This is a genomic window from Enterobacter sp. CRENT-193 (genome assembly GCF_002787395.1).
Classification (GTDB): domain Bacteria; phylum Pseudomonadota; class Gammaproteobacteria; order Enterobacterales; family Enterobacteriaceae; genus Enterobacter; species Enterobacter hormaechei_C.
This window is the reverse complement of the sequence record NZ_CP024812.1, coordinates 3,309,690-3,326,246: the sequence shown is the minus strand read 5'-3', so window position 1 is coordinate 3,326,246 and position 16,557 is coordinate 3,309,690. Positions and strand designations below refer to the sequence as shown.

Genomic DNA, 16,557 nt, shown 5'->3' with positions numbered 1-16,557 from the left:
TTGTGTTATTACAGGATTATCATGGGATCGGCAGCTTGTATAGCACCCAATTTATCCGCAAGTGCTTCTCTTCAGTACCAGAATTAATGATCTTCTCGCGGGGCTATTTTTTCTGTTACCTTGAAGTGTTTACAAAATTTTAATATTTCAGGGGCGGAAAATGACGCGGAAAGACGGGCTGTTAGCGTTGCTGGTTGTCGTGGCGTGGGGACTCAATTTTGTGGTCATCAAAATGGGGTTGCACAACATGCCTCCACTGATGCTGGCGGGTCTGCGCTTCCTGCTGGTGGCGTTTCCGGCGCTGCTGTTCGTCGCCCGCCCGAAAATTCCCCTCAAGCTGCTGCTGGGCTACGGCCTCACCATCAGCTTTGGTCAGTTTGCGTTTCTTTTTTGCGCTATTAAATTCGGTATGCCTGCGGGCCTGGCTTCGCTGGTGCTTCAGGTGCAGGCGTTCTTTACCATCATTCTCGGCGCGTTTGTCTTTGGCGAACGCTTGCAGGGCAAACAGCTGGCGGGCATTAGCCTTGCGGTCTTTGGCGTGCTGGTGCTGATTGAAGGCAGCCTCAACGGTCAGCATGTCGCGCTGCTGGGCTTTATGCTCACCCTGGCGGCGGGTCTGAGCTGGGCGTGCGGCAATATCTTTAACAAGCTGATAATGCAGCACGAGGCGCGTCCGGCGGTCTTATCGCTGGTGGTCTGGAGCGCGTTGATCCCCATCGTACCGTTTATGGCCGCGTCGTTTATTCTGGAGGGGCCGCAGGCGATGCTGAAAAGCCTGGTGGAAATCGACCTGACGACTATTTTGTCGCTAATCTACCTGGCGTTCGTTGCCTCAATCATTGGCTATGGTATCTGGGGATCGCTGCTCGGACGCTATGAAACCTGGCGCGTGGCGCCGTTATCGCTGCTGGTACCGGTGGTCGGGCTTGCCAGCGCCGCACTGTTGCTGGATGAAACGCTCGGCGCGCTGCAACTGTGTGGCGCAGGGCTGATTATGGCCGGGCTGTATATCAACGTCTTTGGCTTGCGGGTGCGTCGGGCGACGCGGGTGCAGAGTTAAGGCAGAAAAAAGCCCCGCATTAGCGGGGCAAAAACGAATTACAGGTCGTGGTTGTAATACGGCACGCCTAATTCGTCGGATTTGTCGCTGCCAGCGCCCATGTGATTGAAGTCCCAGGGCGACTGGTTTTGCGTGGACGGCATAATCATGGTGTCACGATTATTTTGCTGCCCCGCACTGGGGGTTTGCTCCGCGAAGCTCTGGCCGGAAACCAGCACCAGCAAGGTGAGGGCGGCGGAGGCGATAAATTTCATGATTTCCTCGGTTACGTCTTAACAGGCGATGATTAACTGCAATGTTTTAGCGGATACAGATAACGGGATTCACCCGGCATACTGGTAATACGGTACTTATGAGGCGGCACGTCAAAGTAGTTCTTGAACGTACGCGTCAGGGTTTGTTGCGATTCAAATCCGTAACGTTCCGCCAGATAGAGGATCGGCTCATTGCTTTCTTTCAGTTTTTGGGCAATCTCCGTCAGCTTGCGGCTGCGAATATATTGTCCTAATGAATGGCCGGTCTCTTTTTTAAACATCCGTTGCAGGTGCCATTTTGAGTAACCTGAACGCTCAGACACTTTCTCAAGGGAGAGCGGAGATTCCAGGTTATCTTCGATCCAGTCCAAAATGCTATGAATGGTGATAGCGTCAGTATTGCGTCTGGACATCGTCATACCTCTTTTTCTGTTTACGGCAGGATTTTCTTGAGTAAAAGCTCAAGCGTTGCCACTTCATCCGCCGTTAAGTTTTTTGTCAGTTCCTGGTGCAGTGTTTGTCCTACTAATTGATGACATTGCTCACACATGGCCGCGCCATCGCTGGTCAGTTTCACCAGTACGCCACGTTTGTCATTTGGGTTAGGGCTTCGTTCTACCCATCCTTTACAGACGAGACGATCCAGCATGCGGGTTAACGCACCCAGATCGACAGAGAGCACCTTTTTCAGCTCAACCGGCGTGATACACACTTCGCAGCGAATGGAACACAGCACTTTAAACTGTGTTGCGGTGATATCCAGCGGTGACAGATAGTCATTGAGCAGGCGATCTTTTTTCTGATTAACCATATGAATAAGACGACCCAGTGGGATTATGTCGTTAAAGAGGTCACTGGTGCTTTTCACAATGGTTGCCCTGGCAAGTAGTTTAGTCACGGCAGATATTATTGCTCAGGCAAGTATAAGTCAACTGAATGAATCGGCCGATGCCACGAAATGCTAAAACGCTTCAGGAACTCATTCTGTACGCTTTTAAATCATACAGATAATCTGGGGTTATGAATTACGAGAGACAATTATGGTTACGCTGCGCGGATGGCTACGGACGAGGATTTGCCCCTATAATTGCGATGTTGAATAAGGATAAGGACTGCGGTGCATTATGTTGGATTTGATTAAAGCAGTGGGGCTTGGGCTGGTGGTGTTGCTGCCGCTGGCGAACCCGTTAACGACGGTGGCGCTTTTTCTGGGGCTGGCGGGGAACATGAACAGCGCGGAGCGCAATCAGCAGTCGATGATGGCCTCTGTGTACGTCTTTGCCATAATGATGGTGGCTTATTACGCCGGGCAACTGGTGATGAATACCTTTGGTATTTCGATTCCCGGTCTGCGTATTGCTGGCGGGCTGATCGTGGCCTTTATTGGTTTCCGGATGCTGTTCCCGGCGCATAAAGCGCACGAATCCCCGGAAGCCAAAAGCAAATCGGAGGAGCTTGAAAGCGAACCGAGCGCCAACATCGCGTTTGTGCCGTTAGCCATGCCGAGCACGGCAGGGCCGGGAACGATTGCGATGATCATCAGTTCCGCCTCAACGGTGCGTGATGGGTCGACATTTCCGCACTGGGTTATCACCGTTGCGCCGCCGATCATTTTTGCGCTTATTGCCATTATTGTCTGGGGGTCATTGCGCAGTTCCGGGGCGATTATGCGCTGGGTGGGCAAGGGGGGGATTGAGGCTATCTCCCGTCTGATGGGTTTCCTGCTGGTCTGTATGGGCGTGCAGTTTATTATTAACGGCGTGCTGGAGATTGTTAAGACGTATCATTGAAAACGTTGCCGGGTAAGCGCAGAGCCACCCGGCACAACAAACGTCAACCGTGGCTGGACTGCTCTTCCATCGCGACCGGCCATTTACGGAAGATAAGCACCGACCAGATCAGCGCGATCAGCGCCGGAATCGCCCCGAGATAGCCAATGGCCGACATCGATACATGCAGGCTGATCTGATTTCCCACCAGCGCACCGGCGCCAATCCCTAGATTAAAAATCCCGGAGAAGAGCGACATCGCTACGTCCGTGGCGTCCGGGGCCAGCGCCAGCACTTTGACCTGCATTCCCAGACCAATAATCATGATCGCCACGCCCCAGAACAGACTGAGGATCGCCAGATGACTCTCGCTGCCTGCCGCAGGCATCAGTAACAGCAGACATGCCAGCAGCAGGCCAATCGCACTGCTTACAAGCGCAGACGCATGCTGATTGCCCAGCTTCCCGAACAGGATGCTGCCGATAATCCCCGCGCCGCCCAGGATCAGCAGCAGAACGGTGGCAAAGTTAGCGCTAAAGCCCGCCACAACCTGAACAAACGGCTCAATATAGCTGTAGGCCGTGTAATGGGCGGTCACCACAATCACGGTCAGCAAATAGATGCTCATCAGCGCCGGTCGACGCATCAGCAGCGGAAGACTTTTCAGCGAGCCGGAGTGTTCGCTGGGCAGTTTTGGCAGCAGTTTGATCAGACACACCAGGGTGATCAGCGCCCCCATGCCGATGGCAAAGAAGGTGGTGCGCCAGCCGAAGTATTGACCCACAATGCGCCCGATCGGCAGGCCTAACACCATCGCCAGCGCCGTTCCGGTGGCAATCAGGCTCAGCGCCTGGGCGCGTTTCCCCGCCGGGGCCAGACGAATGGCGAGCGATGCGGTGATCGACCAGAAAACGGCATGGGCAAACGCGATGCCGACGCGGCTGATGACCAGCACGGTGAAGTTCCATGCCATAAATGACAGCACATGGCTGGCAATGAACACCACAAACAGCCCAATCAGCAGCTTACGACGTTCCATCTGGCTGGTCAGCAGCATAAACGGCAGCGACATCAGCGCTACCACCCATGCATAGATGGTCAGCATAATGCCAACCTGTGCCGTTTCCATATGGAAGCTGGCCGCAATGTCGGACAGCAGCCCAACCGGAACAAATTCCGTGGTGTTGAAAATAAACGCTGCGATGGCGAGCGTGACCACGCGTAGCCACGCGACCCTGCGGGAAACCGTGTGTGTTGTCATAGGGATATCTGGGATTCGTTGCCTGAAAGATGAGGAGACGATCTTAAAGCCTTAAACGGCGAAAACTCAACCGTTATGTGATATGAATCACAAAATTTACCTTCATGCAGCGGTAGCGAACGCGGTTGTTTTCATTGAAGATAAAGAACAACACAACAAAAACAGGCGGTAACACAATGCAGGAGATTGATTTTTATCTGGTAGATGCGTTCAGCGCGTCCTCCTTTGGCGGCAACCCGGCGGCGGTGTGCCCCCTCGACGCGTGGCTACCGGATGAGACGTTACTGCGGATGGCACAACAGCATAACCAGTCGGAAACCGCGTTTTTTGTGTGTACCAAAGGGGGGATCGAGTTGCGCTGGTTCACCACGCTAACCGAGGTTAATCTGTGTGGTCACGCGACGCTTGCCGTGGCGTATATTCTGTTTAACGAACTGGATTATCCGGACTCACGCCTTCATTTTGACACTGCCTCTGGTCGCCTGACCGTCAGCCGTGAAGGTGACTGGATGACGCTGGACTTCCCGGCCTGCCCGACGCAGGCGCAGACGCCGCCACCGGAGTTGCTCACCGCACTCGGTATCAGCCACTACGTCGAGGCGCGAAAAGGCCGCGCCTGGGTGCTGGTACTGGAGAGCCGCGAGCAGGTGGAAGCCATTAATCCGGATTTCTCCGCCATGACGCCGGGGGAGCATAAAGTGGCCGTCACCGCCCGGGACGAAGGAGAATACGACTTTATCAGTCGTTTCTTCTCGCCGGGCGTGGCCGTGCCGGAAGATCCTGTCACCGGCTCCGCGCACACCATGCTGATCCCTTACTGGAGTGCACGGCTTGGCAAAACACAGATGTTTGCCCGCCAGGTTTCCGCCCGTGGAGGAGACGTACGCTGCGAACTCAAGGGCGACCGCGTGCGGATGGGCGGGCAGGCGGCGCTGTATCTGAAGGGCACAGTATTTCTGCGCTGAATAAATCTAAGAGGAACCAACGATGCAGGAAATTGATTTTTATCTGGTAGATGCTTTCAGCGACAGGGCGTTCGGCGGCAATGCGGCGGCGGTGTGTCCGCTGGAAGCGTGGCTACCGGATGAGACGCTGCTGAAGATGGCGAAGCAGCATAATCAGTCAGAGACGGCGTTTTTTGTCCGAACGGATAACGGGTTTGAACTGCGCTGGTTTACCACGCAGGATGAAATTAACCTCTGTGGCCACGCAACCCTCGCGGCTTCTCACGTTATTTTTGAATACCTGGATTATCCGCATACGGAAATCACCTTCACCACGCGCTTTGTCGGCGAACTGACGGTACAACGCAGCGGCGACTGGCTGACGCTTAATTTCCCGGCGTGGTCAACCGAGGTTGTCGATACTCCACCCCCAGTGCTGTTCAGCGCGCTGGGCATTAACGCGACAAACGAGGTCCGTGTGGGGCGTGACTACATGGTGGTGCTCGACAGCCAGCGGCAGGTGGAGGCGCTGACGCCGGATATCACTGCCATGCTCCCGCTGGGGAAAATGGTCTGCGTTACAGCGCCGGGAGATGAGTATGATTTCGTCAGCCGCTTCTTCTGCCCGGGGGAAGGGGTGCCGGAGGATCCGGTGACGGGATCAGCTCACAGCATGCTGATCCCGTACTGGAGCGAAAAGCTTGGTAAAACGCAGATGTCGGCCCGCCAGGTCTCCTTGCGCGGCGGGGATCTGCGCTGCGAGCTGAAAGGCGACCGCGTGCTGATTGGAGGGCAGGCCACGCTGTATATGAAGGGAAAAATTTTCCTTCGACTCCAGGACTACGTTCAACTTTAACAACTGGGCGCAGGTGGCTGACGCTCGTCCAGCAGCGCGATAAATGCCTCCAGCTGGCGGGTCATCGCCCCGCGTCGCCACACCAGCCAGGTGGTGAGCCAGCGCCAGTTTTCCGCCAGCGGCCACGCCGCCACCTGATGATGCCCCGGCATGCTCTCCAGCATGGAGCGGGGCATCAGCGCAATGCCTGCCCCGGCAATCACACAGGCGAGCATCCCGTGGTAGGACTCCATCTCATGGATCCTTCCCGGCGTTACGCGGTCGGCATGGAACCAGCTCTCCAGATGACGCCGGTAAGAACAGTTGGCGCGAAAGGCATACACGTCGCTGCCGCTCACCTGCGTGGCTTTTGACACTTCCGCGTGGCCCGCAGGGGTGACCAGCATCATCTCTTCCCGGTAAACCGGCATCCCTTCCAGTTCCGGGTGCGAGAGCGGCCCGTCGACAAAGGCGGCGCTAAGCGTCCCTTCAAGCACGCCGTCAATCATCGTACCGGAAGGCCCGGTGGATAACGCAAACTGAATGCGCGGATAGCGCTGGTTAAACCGCGCCAGACTTTCCGGAATGCGTACGGCGGCGGTACTTTCCAGCGCGCCGAGCGAGAATAATCCCTGCGGTTCATCCCCGGCGACGACCATTCGCGCTTCGTCGACCAGCGCCAGGATCTGTTTGCTGTAGCGCAAAAAATTGTGCCCGGCGGGGGAAAGCCGCAGGCGCTGATTCTCGCGAATAAACAGCTCCACGCCGAGATCCGCTTCTAGCTGTCGGATGCGGGTGGTGAGGTTTGAGGGCACCCGGTGTACCTTCTGCGCCGCCTGGGTAATGCTGCCGGTCAGTGCGACGGCGTTAAACATCTCAAGCTGTGTTAAGTCCATGCCGTTCTCGATTCGTGAATAAGGTGGTGAGTATTATTCATTTTTAAGAAATAGCAGAGTAGGCCACAATCAATCAACTGTTATTACGTGGAGGACATCATGACGTATTCATCTGCTACCCATGCCCACTCTGTCAACCCGGCTACCGGCGAAACGCTGGCTGCTTACCCGTGGGCAACGTCCCGTGACGTTGAGCGTGCCATTGCACAGGCGGATACCGGTTTTCGTCAATGGCGACGCGAAAGCGTGGCGCACCGGGCGCAAAAACTTCGCGATCTGGGTGCGGCACTGCGTAGCCGTGCGGAAGAGATGGCGCAGACTATCTCCCGGGAGATGGGCAAGCCCATTGTGCAGGCGCGTGCGGAGGTGGCTAAGTCCGCCAGCCTTTGCGACTGGTACGCTGAACACGGCCCGTCGATGCTGCACCCGGAATCAACCCAGGTCGAAAATGCGGTGATTGAGTACCGTCCGCTGGGACCTATTCTTGCGGTGATGCCGTGGAATTTCCCGCTCTGGCAGGTGCTGCGCGGTGCGGTGCCGATCCTGCTGGCAGGGAACAGCTATCTGCTTAAACATGCGCCAAATGTGCTCGGCTCGGCGGAGCTGATCGGGAAGGTATTCGCGGATGCCGGTTTCCCGGAGGGGGTCTTTGGCTGGGTGAACGCGACGAATGACGGCGTCAGCCAGGCGATTAACGATCGGCGTATCGCGGCGGTGACCGTAACCGGCAGCGTTCGGGCTGGTGCGGCAATTGGCGCGCAGGCGGGCGCGGCGCTGAAGAAATGCGTGCTGGAGCTGGGCGGTTCCGATCCGTTTATCGTTCTGAACGATGCGGATCTTGATCTGGCCGTCAACGCGGCGGTGGCCGGACGTTATCAGAATACCGGACAGGTTTGTGCGGCGGCAAAACGCTTTATTGTGGAAGCGGGCGTAGCGGACGCCTTTACCCAACGCTTTGTTGACGCGGTCAAGGCGCTGAAGATGGGCGCACCGGATGAGGAAGATAACTATATTGGCCCGATGGCGCGATTTGATCTTCGCGATGAACTACATCAGCAGGTGCAGGCTACGCTGGCGGAAGGGGCGACCCTGCTGCTCGGCGGAGAGAAGCTTGCCGGGAGCGGTAACTATTATGCGCCAACCGTACTCGGCGGCGTCACCCCACAGATGACGGCCTTCCGTCAGGAGCTGTTTGGCCCGGTGGCCGCGATTACCGTCGCCAATGATGCGGCGCACGCGTTGCAGCTGGCTAACGACAGCGATTTTGGCTTATCGGCGACGGTCTTTACCGCGAACGATGCGCTGGCTGAAACCTTCTCTCGCGAGCTGGAGTGCGGCGGAGTCTTTATCAACGGCTATAGCGCAAGCGATGCGCGCGTTGCCTTTGGCGGAGTGAAGAAGAGCGGCTTCGGGCGAGAGCTGTCTCATTTCGGTCTGCATGAGTTCTGTAATGTGCAGACGGTGTGGAAGGACCGCATCTAATATTGTTGCCGGGTAAGGCCAGGCCGCTACCCGGCAATTCACGTTTCCTGTCATTTTTGCGTAATGGTTCTGTCATTTTCGTTTCGTAGACTCGCTCGCGCCTAACGTATTGTTACAGAAGAAAATTATGAACCTAACGCAAATTTTTCGCCGTCTTGCGCCGCGCTTTATTCCTCGTCAGTTTGGCCTGCTGACCGGCATCTTTTGTATTATTGGCCTTTTCTCCGCCCTGCAACTCTCTTCCTCCTTCCTGCTGACCGCCTCCCTGAATCAAGCCCAGCGTAACGAACAGCGCAATCAGCTGGCCTGGCAGCAACAGAGCAGGCTGGATCAGGCCCGTATTTCTCTGCTGGCCGCAAGCGATCTGCTCAACCGCTCCGGCGTGTACTTTATGCAGGATAAAGAGACCGGCTCGGAAGGGAGCTGGCATAGCCTGATGGACGAGGCGCAAAAATCCCTGGCGGCGTCTCAACAGGCATGGCAAGCATGGCTCGCACTTAATCCTCCGCAGGACGAGGGGCTTGTTAACAGCTATCAGCTGTTCTTCGGTGCCATTAGCGAGCAGGCGGAAGGGCTGGTGAAAACCAACAGCATCGACCTCTTTTTTGCCGTACCCGCCCAGGCCTTTCAGACCGATTTTAATGACAACTTTGCACGCTATCAGCAACGGAGTGAGAAGCAGGCGATACAGGGGCGTCAGTCGCTCATGGAACAACTCTCAGGCCTGCAACGGCTGTTCCTGTTTGCGCCGCTGGTGCTGCTGGCCATTGCCATAGCCGTCTGGTTTGGAATGGCGAAGTGGGTGATATCCCCGCTACGCCGTCTGATTATCCATATTAACCAGCTTGCGGCAGGGGATTTATCAGGCACGCCGCCTGACGTTGTGCGCTTTAACCGTGAAATCAGCCAGCTCTGCGGCAGTATTACCGCCATGCAGCTTGGGCTACAGCAGCTGGTGACTCAGGTCAGCGAGGCCACTACCGCCATGGTTGAAAATATTGGGTCACTTGCGCAGGGGAATCAGAAGCTTTATCAGCAGTCTACGCGACAAGCCAAAGAGCTGGAGGAGGTGACCGCGCATATCGCCGATCTCGAAACCCACGTTGAGGGGAACACAGGTTATGCAAAACTCGCCCGCTCGCGCGCGGATGAAGCCCGACAGGCTGCCGTAGGCGGGGAGCAAATGATGACGGCGGTGAATGGCTCGATGCAGACGATCGTCGACCGATCCTCAGAGATGCGCGGGATCGTCGCGATGATCGACAGCGTGGCGTTTCAGACCAACATTCTCGCCCTCAATGCTGCCATTGAAGCCGCCCATGCAGGAGAGCAGGGGCGCGGATTTGCGGTGGTCGCCCGGGAAGTGGGGTTGCTGGCCAGAAAAAGCAGTCACTCTACGCAAACCATCCAGGCGCTGATTAACCACTCGCTTCAGGGCATTGAGGAAGGATCTCAGGTGGTAAACCGTCTGGAAGAGAATTTGCAACAGGTCACCGGGCTGGTGGCGAATCTGAGCAGCCTGCTGAATGATATTTCCTTGGCCACCCTGAATCAGGGGGATAGCATCCATCAGATGACCCGTCAGCTTCAGGCGCTGAATCAGGTATCACGTCAGACTGATGTGCTGGTTAGCGAAGCGTCAAATGCCTCTGAGCGCCTGCATCAACAGTCCGATCTTTTGTTGCAGGCCGTCTCGCGTTTTCGTCTCCCTGCCTGACGTGACGTATAAGCCTCTGTTATACTCGCAGCCCGTTTTAGCCTGAGGGCAAGGAGCAAAGTGTGGCTGCGGTCATCCATAATGAGATGCTGGACGAGATTCTGGCGCAGGTTCGTCCGTTACTGGGGCAGGGTAAGGTTGCCGATTACATTCCCGCGCTGGCCTCGATCAGCGGTAATAAGCTCGGCATCGCCATTTGTACTGTCGACGGGCAGCGTTTTCAGGCGGGAGACGCGCTGGAGCGATTTTCCATTCAGTCGATCTCAAAAGTGCTTAGCCTCGTTGCCGCCATGCGCCAGTATGACGAGCAGGAGATCTGGCAGCGGGTGGGCAAAGATCCGTCCGGTCAGCCTTTTAACTCCCTTCTTCAGCTGGAAATCGAACAGGGTAAGCCGCGTAACCCATTTATTAACGCCGGGGCGCTGGTGGTGTGCGATATGCTGCAAAGCCGGCTGAGCGCGCCGCGCCAGCGGATGCTCCAGATTGTGCGGCAGCTTTCCGGCGTGCAGGACATCGCCTACGATCCGGTGGTAGCGCGCTCTGAGTTTGAACACTCTGCACGTAACGCCGCCATCGCCTGGCTGATGAAGTCCTTCGGCAACTTTCATAATGACGTTGCCACGGTGCTGCAAAACTATTTTCATTACTGCGCGCTGAAGATGAACTGCGTTGAACTGGCGCAGACTTTTCTGTTTCTGGCGCATCAGGGCCATGCCCCTCATCTGGGCGAGGACGTTGTTTCCCCAATGCAGGCCCGGCAGATCAACGCCTTAATGGCAACCAGTGGAATGTATCAGAATGCCGGGGAGTTTGCCTGGCGCGTGGGGCTGCCGGCTAAATCCGGCGTTGGCGGTGGGGTCGTGGCGATTGTCCCCCACGAGATGGCGATTGCCGTCTGGAGCCCGGAACTGGACGAGACCGGAAATTCACTGGCGGGCGTAGCGGCGCTGGAACAGCTGACCAAACGTCTTGGACGGTCCGTATACTGATGTCCACGTTAGATCCTCTGTTCGCGCGCCTGGCTCGCTCCACGTTTCGTTCACGATTTCATTTAGGGACGAAAGAGCGGCAATACTGTTGGGATAAGGGCGCAGAGACTATCGATAAGCATGCCGCCGATTTTGTCGCCGCGCGGCTGGCGCCTGCACACCCGGTGAATGACGGTAAGCAGACGCCGATGCGCGGCCATCCGGTTTTTATCGCCCAGCATGCCACGGCAACCTGCTGTCGGGGCTGTCTGGCTAAGTGGCACGCTATTCCGCAGGGCGTGCCGCTGAGTGCGCAGCAACAACAGTATATCGTCAACGTAATCCATCATTGGCTGGTCATAGAGGTAAATCGTGCCTCCTGAACTGACAATGTCTCTGTTTAAGCTACGCTTTTACTAATGCTCAGCGTCAGGAGACGTTATGAAGGCACCTCAAATTCCCGTTAATGAAGCGCAGCGCATGAATGCGCTGCGCGAATCCGGTCTGCTTGAGATCGACAATTATCCCGCGTTTGATCGTCTTACGCGGCTGGCAACACGCTTTTTCAGGGTGCCGCTGGCGATGATTACGCTGGTGGATGACCACGCCGCGATCGTGAAATCTGCTGACGGCCGGGCACTCGCCAGCCAGCCTCGCGACCTCTCGTTTTGCGGTCATACGATCCTGGGTGACGCGCCGCTGGTGGTGAGTGACACGCTGCTGGACGAACGCTTCGCGGATAATCCGCAGGTGGCGGGAGATCCGGGCGTGCGCTTTTATGCCGGTTTCCCGCTGCGTTTACGCGACGGGGCGTGCGTAGGATCGTTGTGTCTCATTGATTACGCGCCGCGGGAGTTTACCGCGGCGGATGCCGCCGTACTGGCCGATCTCAGCGCGCTGGCGGAGGATGAATTTGCAGCCGTTAGCGCCGCCACGACCGATGAACTCACGGGATTGTTTAACCGTCGCGGGTTTAACCAGTTTGCGCAGTTTGCACTGTCGGTTTCGCAGCGTCGGGCAGAACCGTTAACCCTTGGCTGGCTGGATCTGGACCATTTCAAAACCATTAACGATCGCTTCGGACATCAGGAGGGTGACAAAGCTCTGAAAGCGATGGCCGCCCTGATGCGTTCCTCGTTCCGCGAGGCCGATCTGCTGGTACGTTTCGGGGGAGATGAGTTCGCGGTGCTGTTTGCGGATACCGATGAGCCTGGCGCCTGGATCGCCATGCAGTATCTCGTCGAACAAACGGAAAAGTATAACGCGCGTCAGCTGCATCCCTGGTCGTTACAGTTCTCCTGGGGGCTGAGCGAGTTCGATCACCACCGCAACGATATTCAGGCATGGTTAAAACACGCGGATGCGCAAATGTACGCCATGAAGCGGCAACACCACGGCGAAAAATGACATAACGAAATCCTATGTCATCGCTTATTGCGTTACAAAAATGTTAATAGCAAAGTGGAGAGATTCAACCTAAGGACGCGCAATGAACTCTCCCATGCTGATTAAACCTCTCTCCCGACAGGACATCCTCACCCACATTGATGCCCTGAACGATATTCTCGTCAACTGTGTCAACGGCGGCGCCTCCGTCAGCTTTATGCTGCCTTTTTCTGCCGCGAAAGCCCAAACCTTCTGGCTCGGCGTCGCAGACAGCGTCGGGCGCGACGAGCGTACCGTCCTGGGCTGTTTTGATGCGGAGCAGGGGCTGGCTGGCACGGTCCAGCTGATCACCGATCAGCCTGAAAACCAGCCGCACCGTGCTGATGTCGCGAAACTGCTGGTTCATGAGAAAGCGCGCCGTAAAGGGGCGGCAATGGCGCTGATGGAATCCCTGGAGGCGGTTGCGCGTGAAAAAGCGCTTACGGTGCTGGTGCTTGATACCTCGACCGGCAGCGGCGCGGAGACGTTTTATCAGAGAGCGGGCTGGCAAAAGGCGGGGGAGATCCCACGCTACGCCCTGATGCCGAACGGGGACATGACGGCGACCTCGATGTTCTATAAATTTCTTTGATATTTTTCACCATCGCGTCCTGAGTTGATCCAGACAGGGGTTCTGGTCCTGAAGTTTTGATAAGTTATCACACCAATCTTATCAGGCTGTATGACTAATCATAAAGGACCTCCATTGTGAACACTCTCAACCGTCGTGATTTTCCCGGTGCGTGCTACCCTGAACGTATCATCCAGTTTGGCGAAGGTAACTTCCTGCGCGCGTTCGTTGACTGGCAAATCGACCTCTTAAACGAGCATACCGATCTCAATGCCGGTGTGGTGATTGTGCGGCCGATCCAGAGCGATTTTCCGCCGTCGCTGAGCACCCAGGATGGTCTGTATACCACAATTATTCGTGGTCTGAATGAGCAGGGAGAAGCGGTAAGCGATGCGCGTCTTATTCGTTCCGTAAATCGTGAAATCAGCGTCTACAGCCAGTACGATGAATTTCTGGCGCTCGCCCATAACCCGGACATGCGGTTTGTCTTCTCCAATACCACGGAGGCGGGCATCAGCTATCATGCGGGGGATAAGTTTGACGATGCGCCTGCTGCCAGCTATCCGGCCAAACTGACGCGTCTGCTGTTCGAACGCTTTACCTACTTTAACGGGGCTGCGGATAAAGGCTGGATCATTATTCCTTGTGAGCTTATCGACTACAACGGCGATGCCCTGCGTGAACTGGTGCTACGTTATGCACAGGAGTGGGCACTGCCGGCGGCATTCATTGCGTGGCTGAATGATGCTAACACTTTCTGTTCGACGCTGGTTGACCGCATTGTTACCGGCTATCCGCGTGATGAGGTGGCAGAGCTGGAAGCTGGTCTGGGCTATCAAGACAGCTTCCTCGACACGGCAGAACATTTCTATCTGTTTGTTATTCAGGGGCCAAAATCACTTGCAGCAGAACTGCGCCTGGATAAATACTCGCTTAACGTCCTGATTGTTGACGATATTAAACCGTATAAAGAGCGTAAGGTGGCGATCCTCAACGGTGCGCACACGGCGCTGGTTCCGGTCGCTTTTCAGGCCGGCCTGGATACGGTAGGGGAAGCCATGAACGACGCGGAAATTTGCGCGTTCGTAGAGAAGGCTATTTATGAGGAAATTATTCCCGTCCTGGATCTGCCGCGCGACGAGCTGCACTCCTTCGCCAGTGCCGTAACGGGGCGTTTCCGTAATCCGTACATTAAGCATCAGCTGCTGTCGATTGCACTGAACGGGATGACCAAGTACCGCACCCGCATTCTGCCGCAACTGCTGGCAGGGCAGAAGGCGACCGGCAAACTGCCAGCACGTCTGACCTTTGCTCTGGCGGCGCTGATTGCATTTTACCGTGCCGAGCGCAACGGTGAGCGCTATCCGGTGCAGGACGATGCGCACTGGCTTGAACGTTACCAGCAGCTGTGGACGCAACATCACGACAAACAGGTCACTACCCGTGAACTGGTATCGTCGGTGTTAAGCGTGAGCGAGCACTGGGAACAGGATCTCACTCTGGTGAACGGACTGGTAGAACAGGTTGCGCTGGATCTGGATGCAATTTTAAGCAAAGGCATGCGCGATGCGGTAAAACCGCTCTGCTAATCATAATGCCCGGCGTTTGCCGGGTTTTTTAAAGACCCTATTTAGTTACAACATACTATCCGTTCTTTTTTTAGAAAGCACTTGCGGCACCGCGCGGTTCAGGCTTAACAGGTCAGAAAATGCAATGAGCTATTAACATGCTTGCAACCGTGAGGGGGATCACGTTTAATAGCCGCGCTCTTTACTTTTCTGAAGCTGATTATGATTGTTCGTCCTCAACAGCACTGGCTGCAACTGATTTTTGTCTGGCATGGTTCGGTACTTCCCAAAATTTATACCCGACTGCTGCTTAACTTCCTGCTTTCCATCGCCGTGATTGTCATGCTGCCGTGGTACACCTCGCTGGGTATCCGGTTTACCGTCGCGCCGTTCAGCATTCTGGGTGTGGCTATCGCCATCTTCCTGGGGTTTCGCAATAACGCCTGTTATTCGCGCTACGTTGAGGCGCGTCTGCTTTGGGGGCAGTTGATGATAGCGGCGCGCTCGCTGTTTCGCGAGGTAAAAAACACCTTGCCGGATGATAAACATCTTGGTGAGTTTGTCCGCCTGCAAATCGCGTTTGCTAACTGTCTGCGAATGACTCTACGCAGAGAAACCAATGCCGATCAGCTGTCCCGCTATCTGGCTCCAGACGATTTACGCAAAGTGATGGACGCCAACTCGCCGGCGAACCGTATCCTGCTGATCATGGGGGAGTGGCTGGCCGTGCGGCGGCGTAGCGGGCACCTTTCAGACATTCTGTTTCACAGCCTCAACAACCGCCTGAATGATATGTCCATCGTGCTGGCTGGCTGTGAGCGTATCGCCAATACGCCAGTCCCGTTTGCCTATACGCTGATCCTGCACCGGACGGTGTATCTGTTCTGCATCATGCTGCCGTTTGCGCTGGTCGTTGATCTGCATTACATGACGCCCTTTGTCTCTGCACTGATTTCCTACACCTTTATCTCGCTGGACACGCTGGCGGAAGAGCTGGAAGATCCGTTTGGAACGGAAGATAACGATCTGCCGCTGGACGCCATCTGCAACATGATGGAGCGCGATCTGTTGCAGATGAACGATGAAGAGAACATCCCTGAAAGACTGATGCCGGATAAGCATTATCAGCTGACCTGACGGGCATTCCACTCGTCGCGGGTGATTTCCCACAGCTCCGAATCCAGCAGACCGCTGACATAGGCTTTCTTCTCCGTCCTGATGAGCCGCATGCCGCTGCTGTCTGAAATACGTCGGGAGCGGCTGTTTGCAGCCGCTTTCGGCGCGCGCAACACCGGTTTGTTAAGCGTATTGAACCAGTAATCCGTGGCCGCAATGCTCGCCTCGCGCATATATCCCTGGCCCTGAAATTCCGGCGCGAGCCAGAAGCCCCGGTTGTTGTCCTCCACGTCATACAGGCAAATCAACCCCATCAGTTCGTCAGGCGCTTCGCGACGGCGAATCGTCCAGAACCACGCAATCCCTTTGGCCATATCGGGCAGTGCAACGTTGTTGACATAATTTTCTGCACCGTTTTCCGGGTAGGGCCAGGGGACTGAAGCCACCATATAGCGGACAATCTCCCAGCGCGGATAGCGTTGCTGGATCTGGACGGCATCTTCTGCAATCAGGGGGCGTAATATCAGGCGCTCGGTGGTAAGCGTGGGTATGGTCATCCGCTGATCTCCATAATTAAGCGTTATGCTTTTGTTTGGGTTCTGGTATTTTCATCAATATCACATTCTATTTGGTCGTGCTTTTGTTATTCAGGTTTATCCATAAAAGGGGTTATATGATGCTGAGAAAAGCC

18 protein-coding genes are annotated in these 16,557 nt (G+C 55.8%); 12 read left to right on the top strand and 6 right to left on the bottom strand.

All coding sequences use genetic code 11. The features are described from left to right. Positions 1–160: 160 nt before the first annotated feature. The gene (eamA, locus tag CU081_RS16585; protein WP_003857187.1) at positions 161–1,060 is read left to right on the top strand and encodes an O-acetylserine/cysteine exporter; all 900 of its coding nucleotides are present in this window, start codon (positions 161–163) and stop codon (positions 1,058–1,060) included. Positions 1,061–1,098: 38 nt separating this feature from the next. On the opposite strand, the gene marB is transcribed toward eamA, so the two are convergent. The 3 genes from marB to marR are packed head-to-tail and all read right to left on the bottom strand — an operon-like array spanning position 1,099 to position 2,182. Further along, complete coding sequence (gene marB, locus CU081_RS16580; RefSeq protein ID WP_003857184.1) at positions 1,099–1,314, bottom strand: multiple antibiotic resistance protein MarB; 216 nt, start codon at positions 1,312–1,314, stop codon at positions 1,099–1,101. A gap of 32 nt (positions 1,315–1,346) precedes the next feature. Then, positions 1,347–1,727 (bottom strand): MDR efflux pump AcrAB transcriptional activator MarA, encoded by a 381-nt coding sequence (gene marA / locus CU081_RS16575; RefSeq protein ID WP_001303241.1) that lies wholly within the window; start codon positions 1,725–1,727, stop codon positions 1,347–1,349. A gap of 20 nt (positions 1,728–1,747) precedes the next feature. Continuing rightward, positions 1,748–2,182, bottom strand: a complete 435-nt coding sequence (gene marR / locus CU081_RS16570) for a multiple antibiotic resistance transcriptional regulator MarR (protein ID WP_003857182.1) — start codon at positions 2,180–2,182, stop codon at positions 1,748–1,750. Positions 2,183–2,438: 256 nt separating this feature from the next. Here marR and CU081_RS16565 point away from each other — a divergent pair, with 256 nt between their 5' ends. Then, the gene (locus CU081_RS16565) at positions 2,439–3,104 is read left to right on the top strand and encodes a MarC family NAAT transporter (protein WP_003857180.1); all 666 of its coding nucleotides are present in this window, start codon (positions 2,439–2,441) and stop codon (positions 3,102–3,104) included. 43 nt (positions 3,105–3,147) lie between these two features. On the opposite strand, the gene CU081_RS16560 is transcribed toward CU081_RS16565, so the two are convergent. Further along, positions 3,148–4,344, bottom strand: coding sequence for a sugar transporter (locus CU081_RS16560; RefSeq protein WP_017693434.1), 1,197 nt, complete (start codon positions 4,342–4,344; stop codon positions 3,148–3,150). A gap of 176 nt (positions 4,345–4,520) precedes the next feature. Between CU081_RS16560 and CU081_RS16555 the strand changes: the two genes are divergently transcribed. Together CU081_RS16555 and CU081_RS16550 are read left to right on the top strand one after the other, a co-directional pair. Then, positions 4,521–5,309 carry a PhzF family phenazine biosynthesis protein gene (locus CU081_RS16555; RefSeq protein ID WP_003857176.1) on the top strand — a complete coding sequence of 263 codons (789 nt, stop codon included), beginning with the start codon at positions 4,521–4,523 and terminating at the stop codon, positions 5,307–5,309. A gap of 22 nt (positions 5,310–5,331) precedes the next feature. Next, on the top strand, positions 5,332–6,144 hold the full coding sequence (locus CU081_RS16550) for a PhzF family phenazine biosynthesis protein (protein WP_003857174.1): 813 nt from the start codon (positions 5,332–5,334) through the stop codon (positions 6,142–6,144). Here CU081_RS16550 and ptrR read toward each other — a convergent pair. Then, entirely contained in the window at positions 6,141–7,019 is an 879-nt protein-coding gene (gene ptrR, locus CU081_RS16545) for a putrescine utilization regulator PtrR (RefSeq protein ID WP_003857172.1), read from the bottom strand. The genes CU081_RS16550 and ptrR overlap by 4 nt on opposite strands. Positions 7,020–7,118: 99 nt before the next feature. Here ptrR and sad point away from each other — a divergent pair, with 99 nt between their 5' ends. From sad to CU081_RS16505, 8 genes are all read left to right on the top strand, one after another. Next, positions 7,119–8,501 (top strand): succinate-semialdehyde dehydrogenase, encoded by a 1,383-nt coding sequence (sad, locus tag CU081_RS16540; RefSeq protein ID WP_003857170.1) that lies wholly within the window; start codon positions 7,119–7,121, stop codon positions 8,499–8,501. A 127-nt stretch (positions 8,502–8,628) separates the two neighbouring features. Beyond that, a complete protein-coding gene (locus tag CU081_RS16535) occupies positions 8,629–10,218 on the top strand; it encodes a methyl-accepting chemotaxis protein (RefSeq protein ID WP_003857168.1) in 1,590 nt (529 codons plus the stop codon). Between the two features lie 86 nt (positions 10,219–10,304). Next, positions 10,305–11,207, top strand: a complete 903-nt coding sequence (gene glsB, locus CU081_RS16530; RefSeq protein ID WP_015570529.1) for a glutaminase B — start codon at positions 10,305–10,307, stop codon at positions 11,205–11,207. Beyond that, positions 11,207–11,569: a DUF4186 domain-containing protein gene (locus CU081_RS16525; protein ID WP_003857163.1), complete on the top strand. Its 363-nt coding sequence runs from the start codon at positions 11,207–11,209 to the stop codon at positions 11,567–11,569. Before glsB ends, CU081_RS16525 begins: the two co-directional genes overlap by 1 nt. A gap of 58 nt (positions 11,570–11,627) precedes the next feature. Next, positions 11,628–12,593 carry a sensor domain-containing diguanylate cyclase gene (locus CU081_RS16520; RefSeq protein ID WP_022651189.1) on the top strand — a complete coding sequence of 322 codons (966 nt, stop codon included), beginning with the start codon at positions 11,628–11,630 and terminating at the stop codon, positions 12,591–12,593. A gap of 82 nt (positions 12,594–12,675) precedes the next feature. Continuing rightward, entirely contained in the window at positions 12,676–13,203 is a 528-nt protein-coding gene (locus CU081_RS16515; RefSeq protein WP_022651190.1) for a GNAT family N-acetyltransferase, read from the top strand. Positions 13,204–13,319: 116 nt separating this feature from the next. Continuing rightward, entirely contained in the window at positions 13,320–14,771 is a 1,452-nt protein-coding gene (locus tag CU081_RS16510; RefSeq protein ID WP_022651191.1) for a tagaturonate reductase, read from the top strand. A 201-nt stretch (positions 14,772–14,972) separates the two neighbouring features. After that, positions 14,973–15,887, top strand: coding sequence for a bestrophin family protein (locus tag CU081_RS16505; RefSeq protein ID WP_003857155.1), 915 nt, complete (start codon positions 14,973–14,975; stop codon positions 15,885–15,887). Here CU081_RS16505 and CU081_RS16500 read toward each other — a convergent pair. Then, the gene (locus CU081_RS16500; protein ID WP_022651192.1) at positions 15,875–16,423 is read right to left on the bottom strand and encodes a GNAT family N-acetyltransferase; all 549 of its coding nucleotides are present in this window, start codon (positions 16,421–16,423) and stop codon (positions 15,875–15,877) included. The two genes, CU081_RS16505 and CU081_RS16500, sit on opposite strands and share 13 nt — an antisense overlap. Positions 16,424–16,557 lie beyond the last annotated feature (134 nt).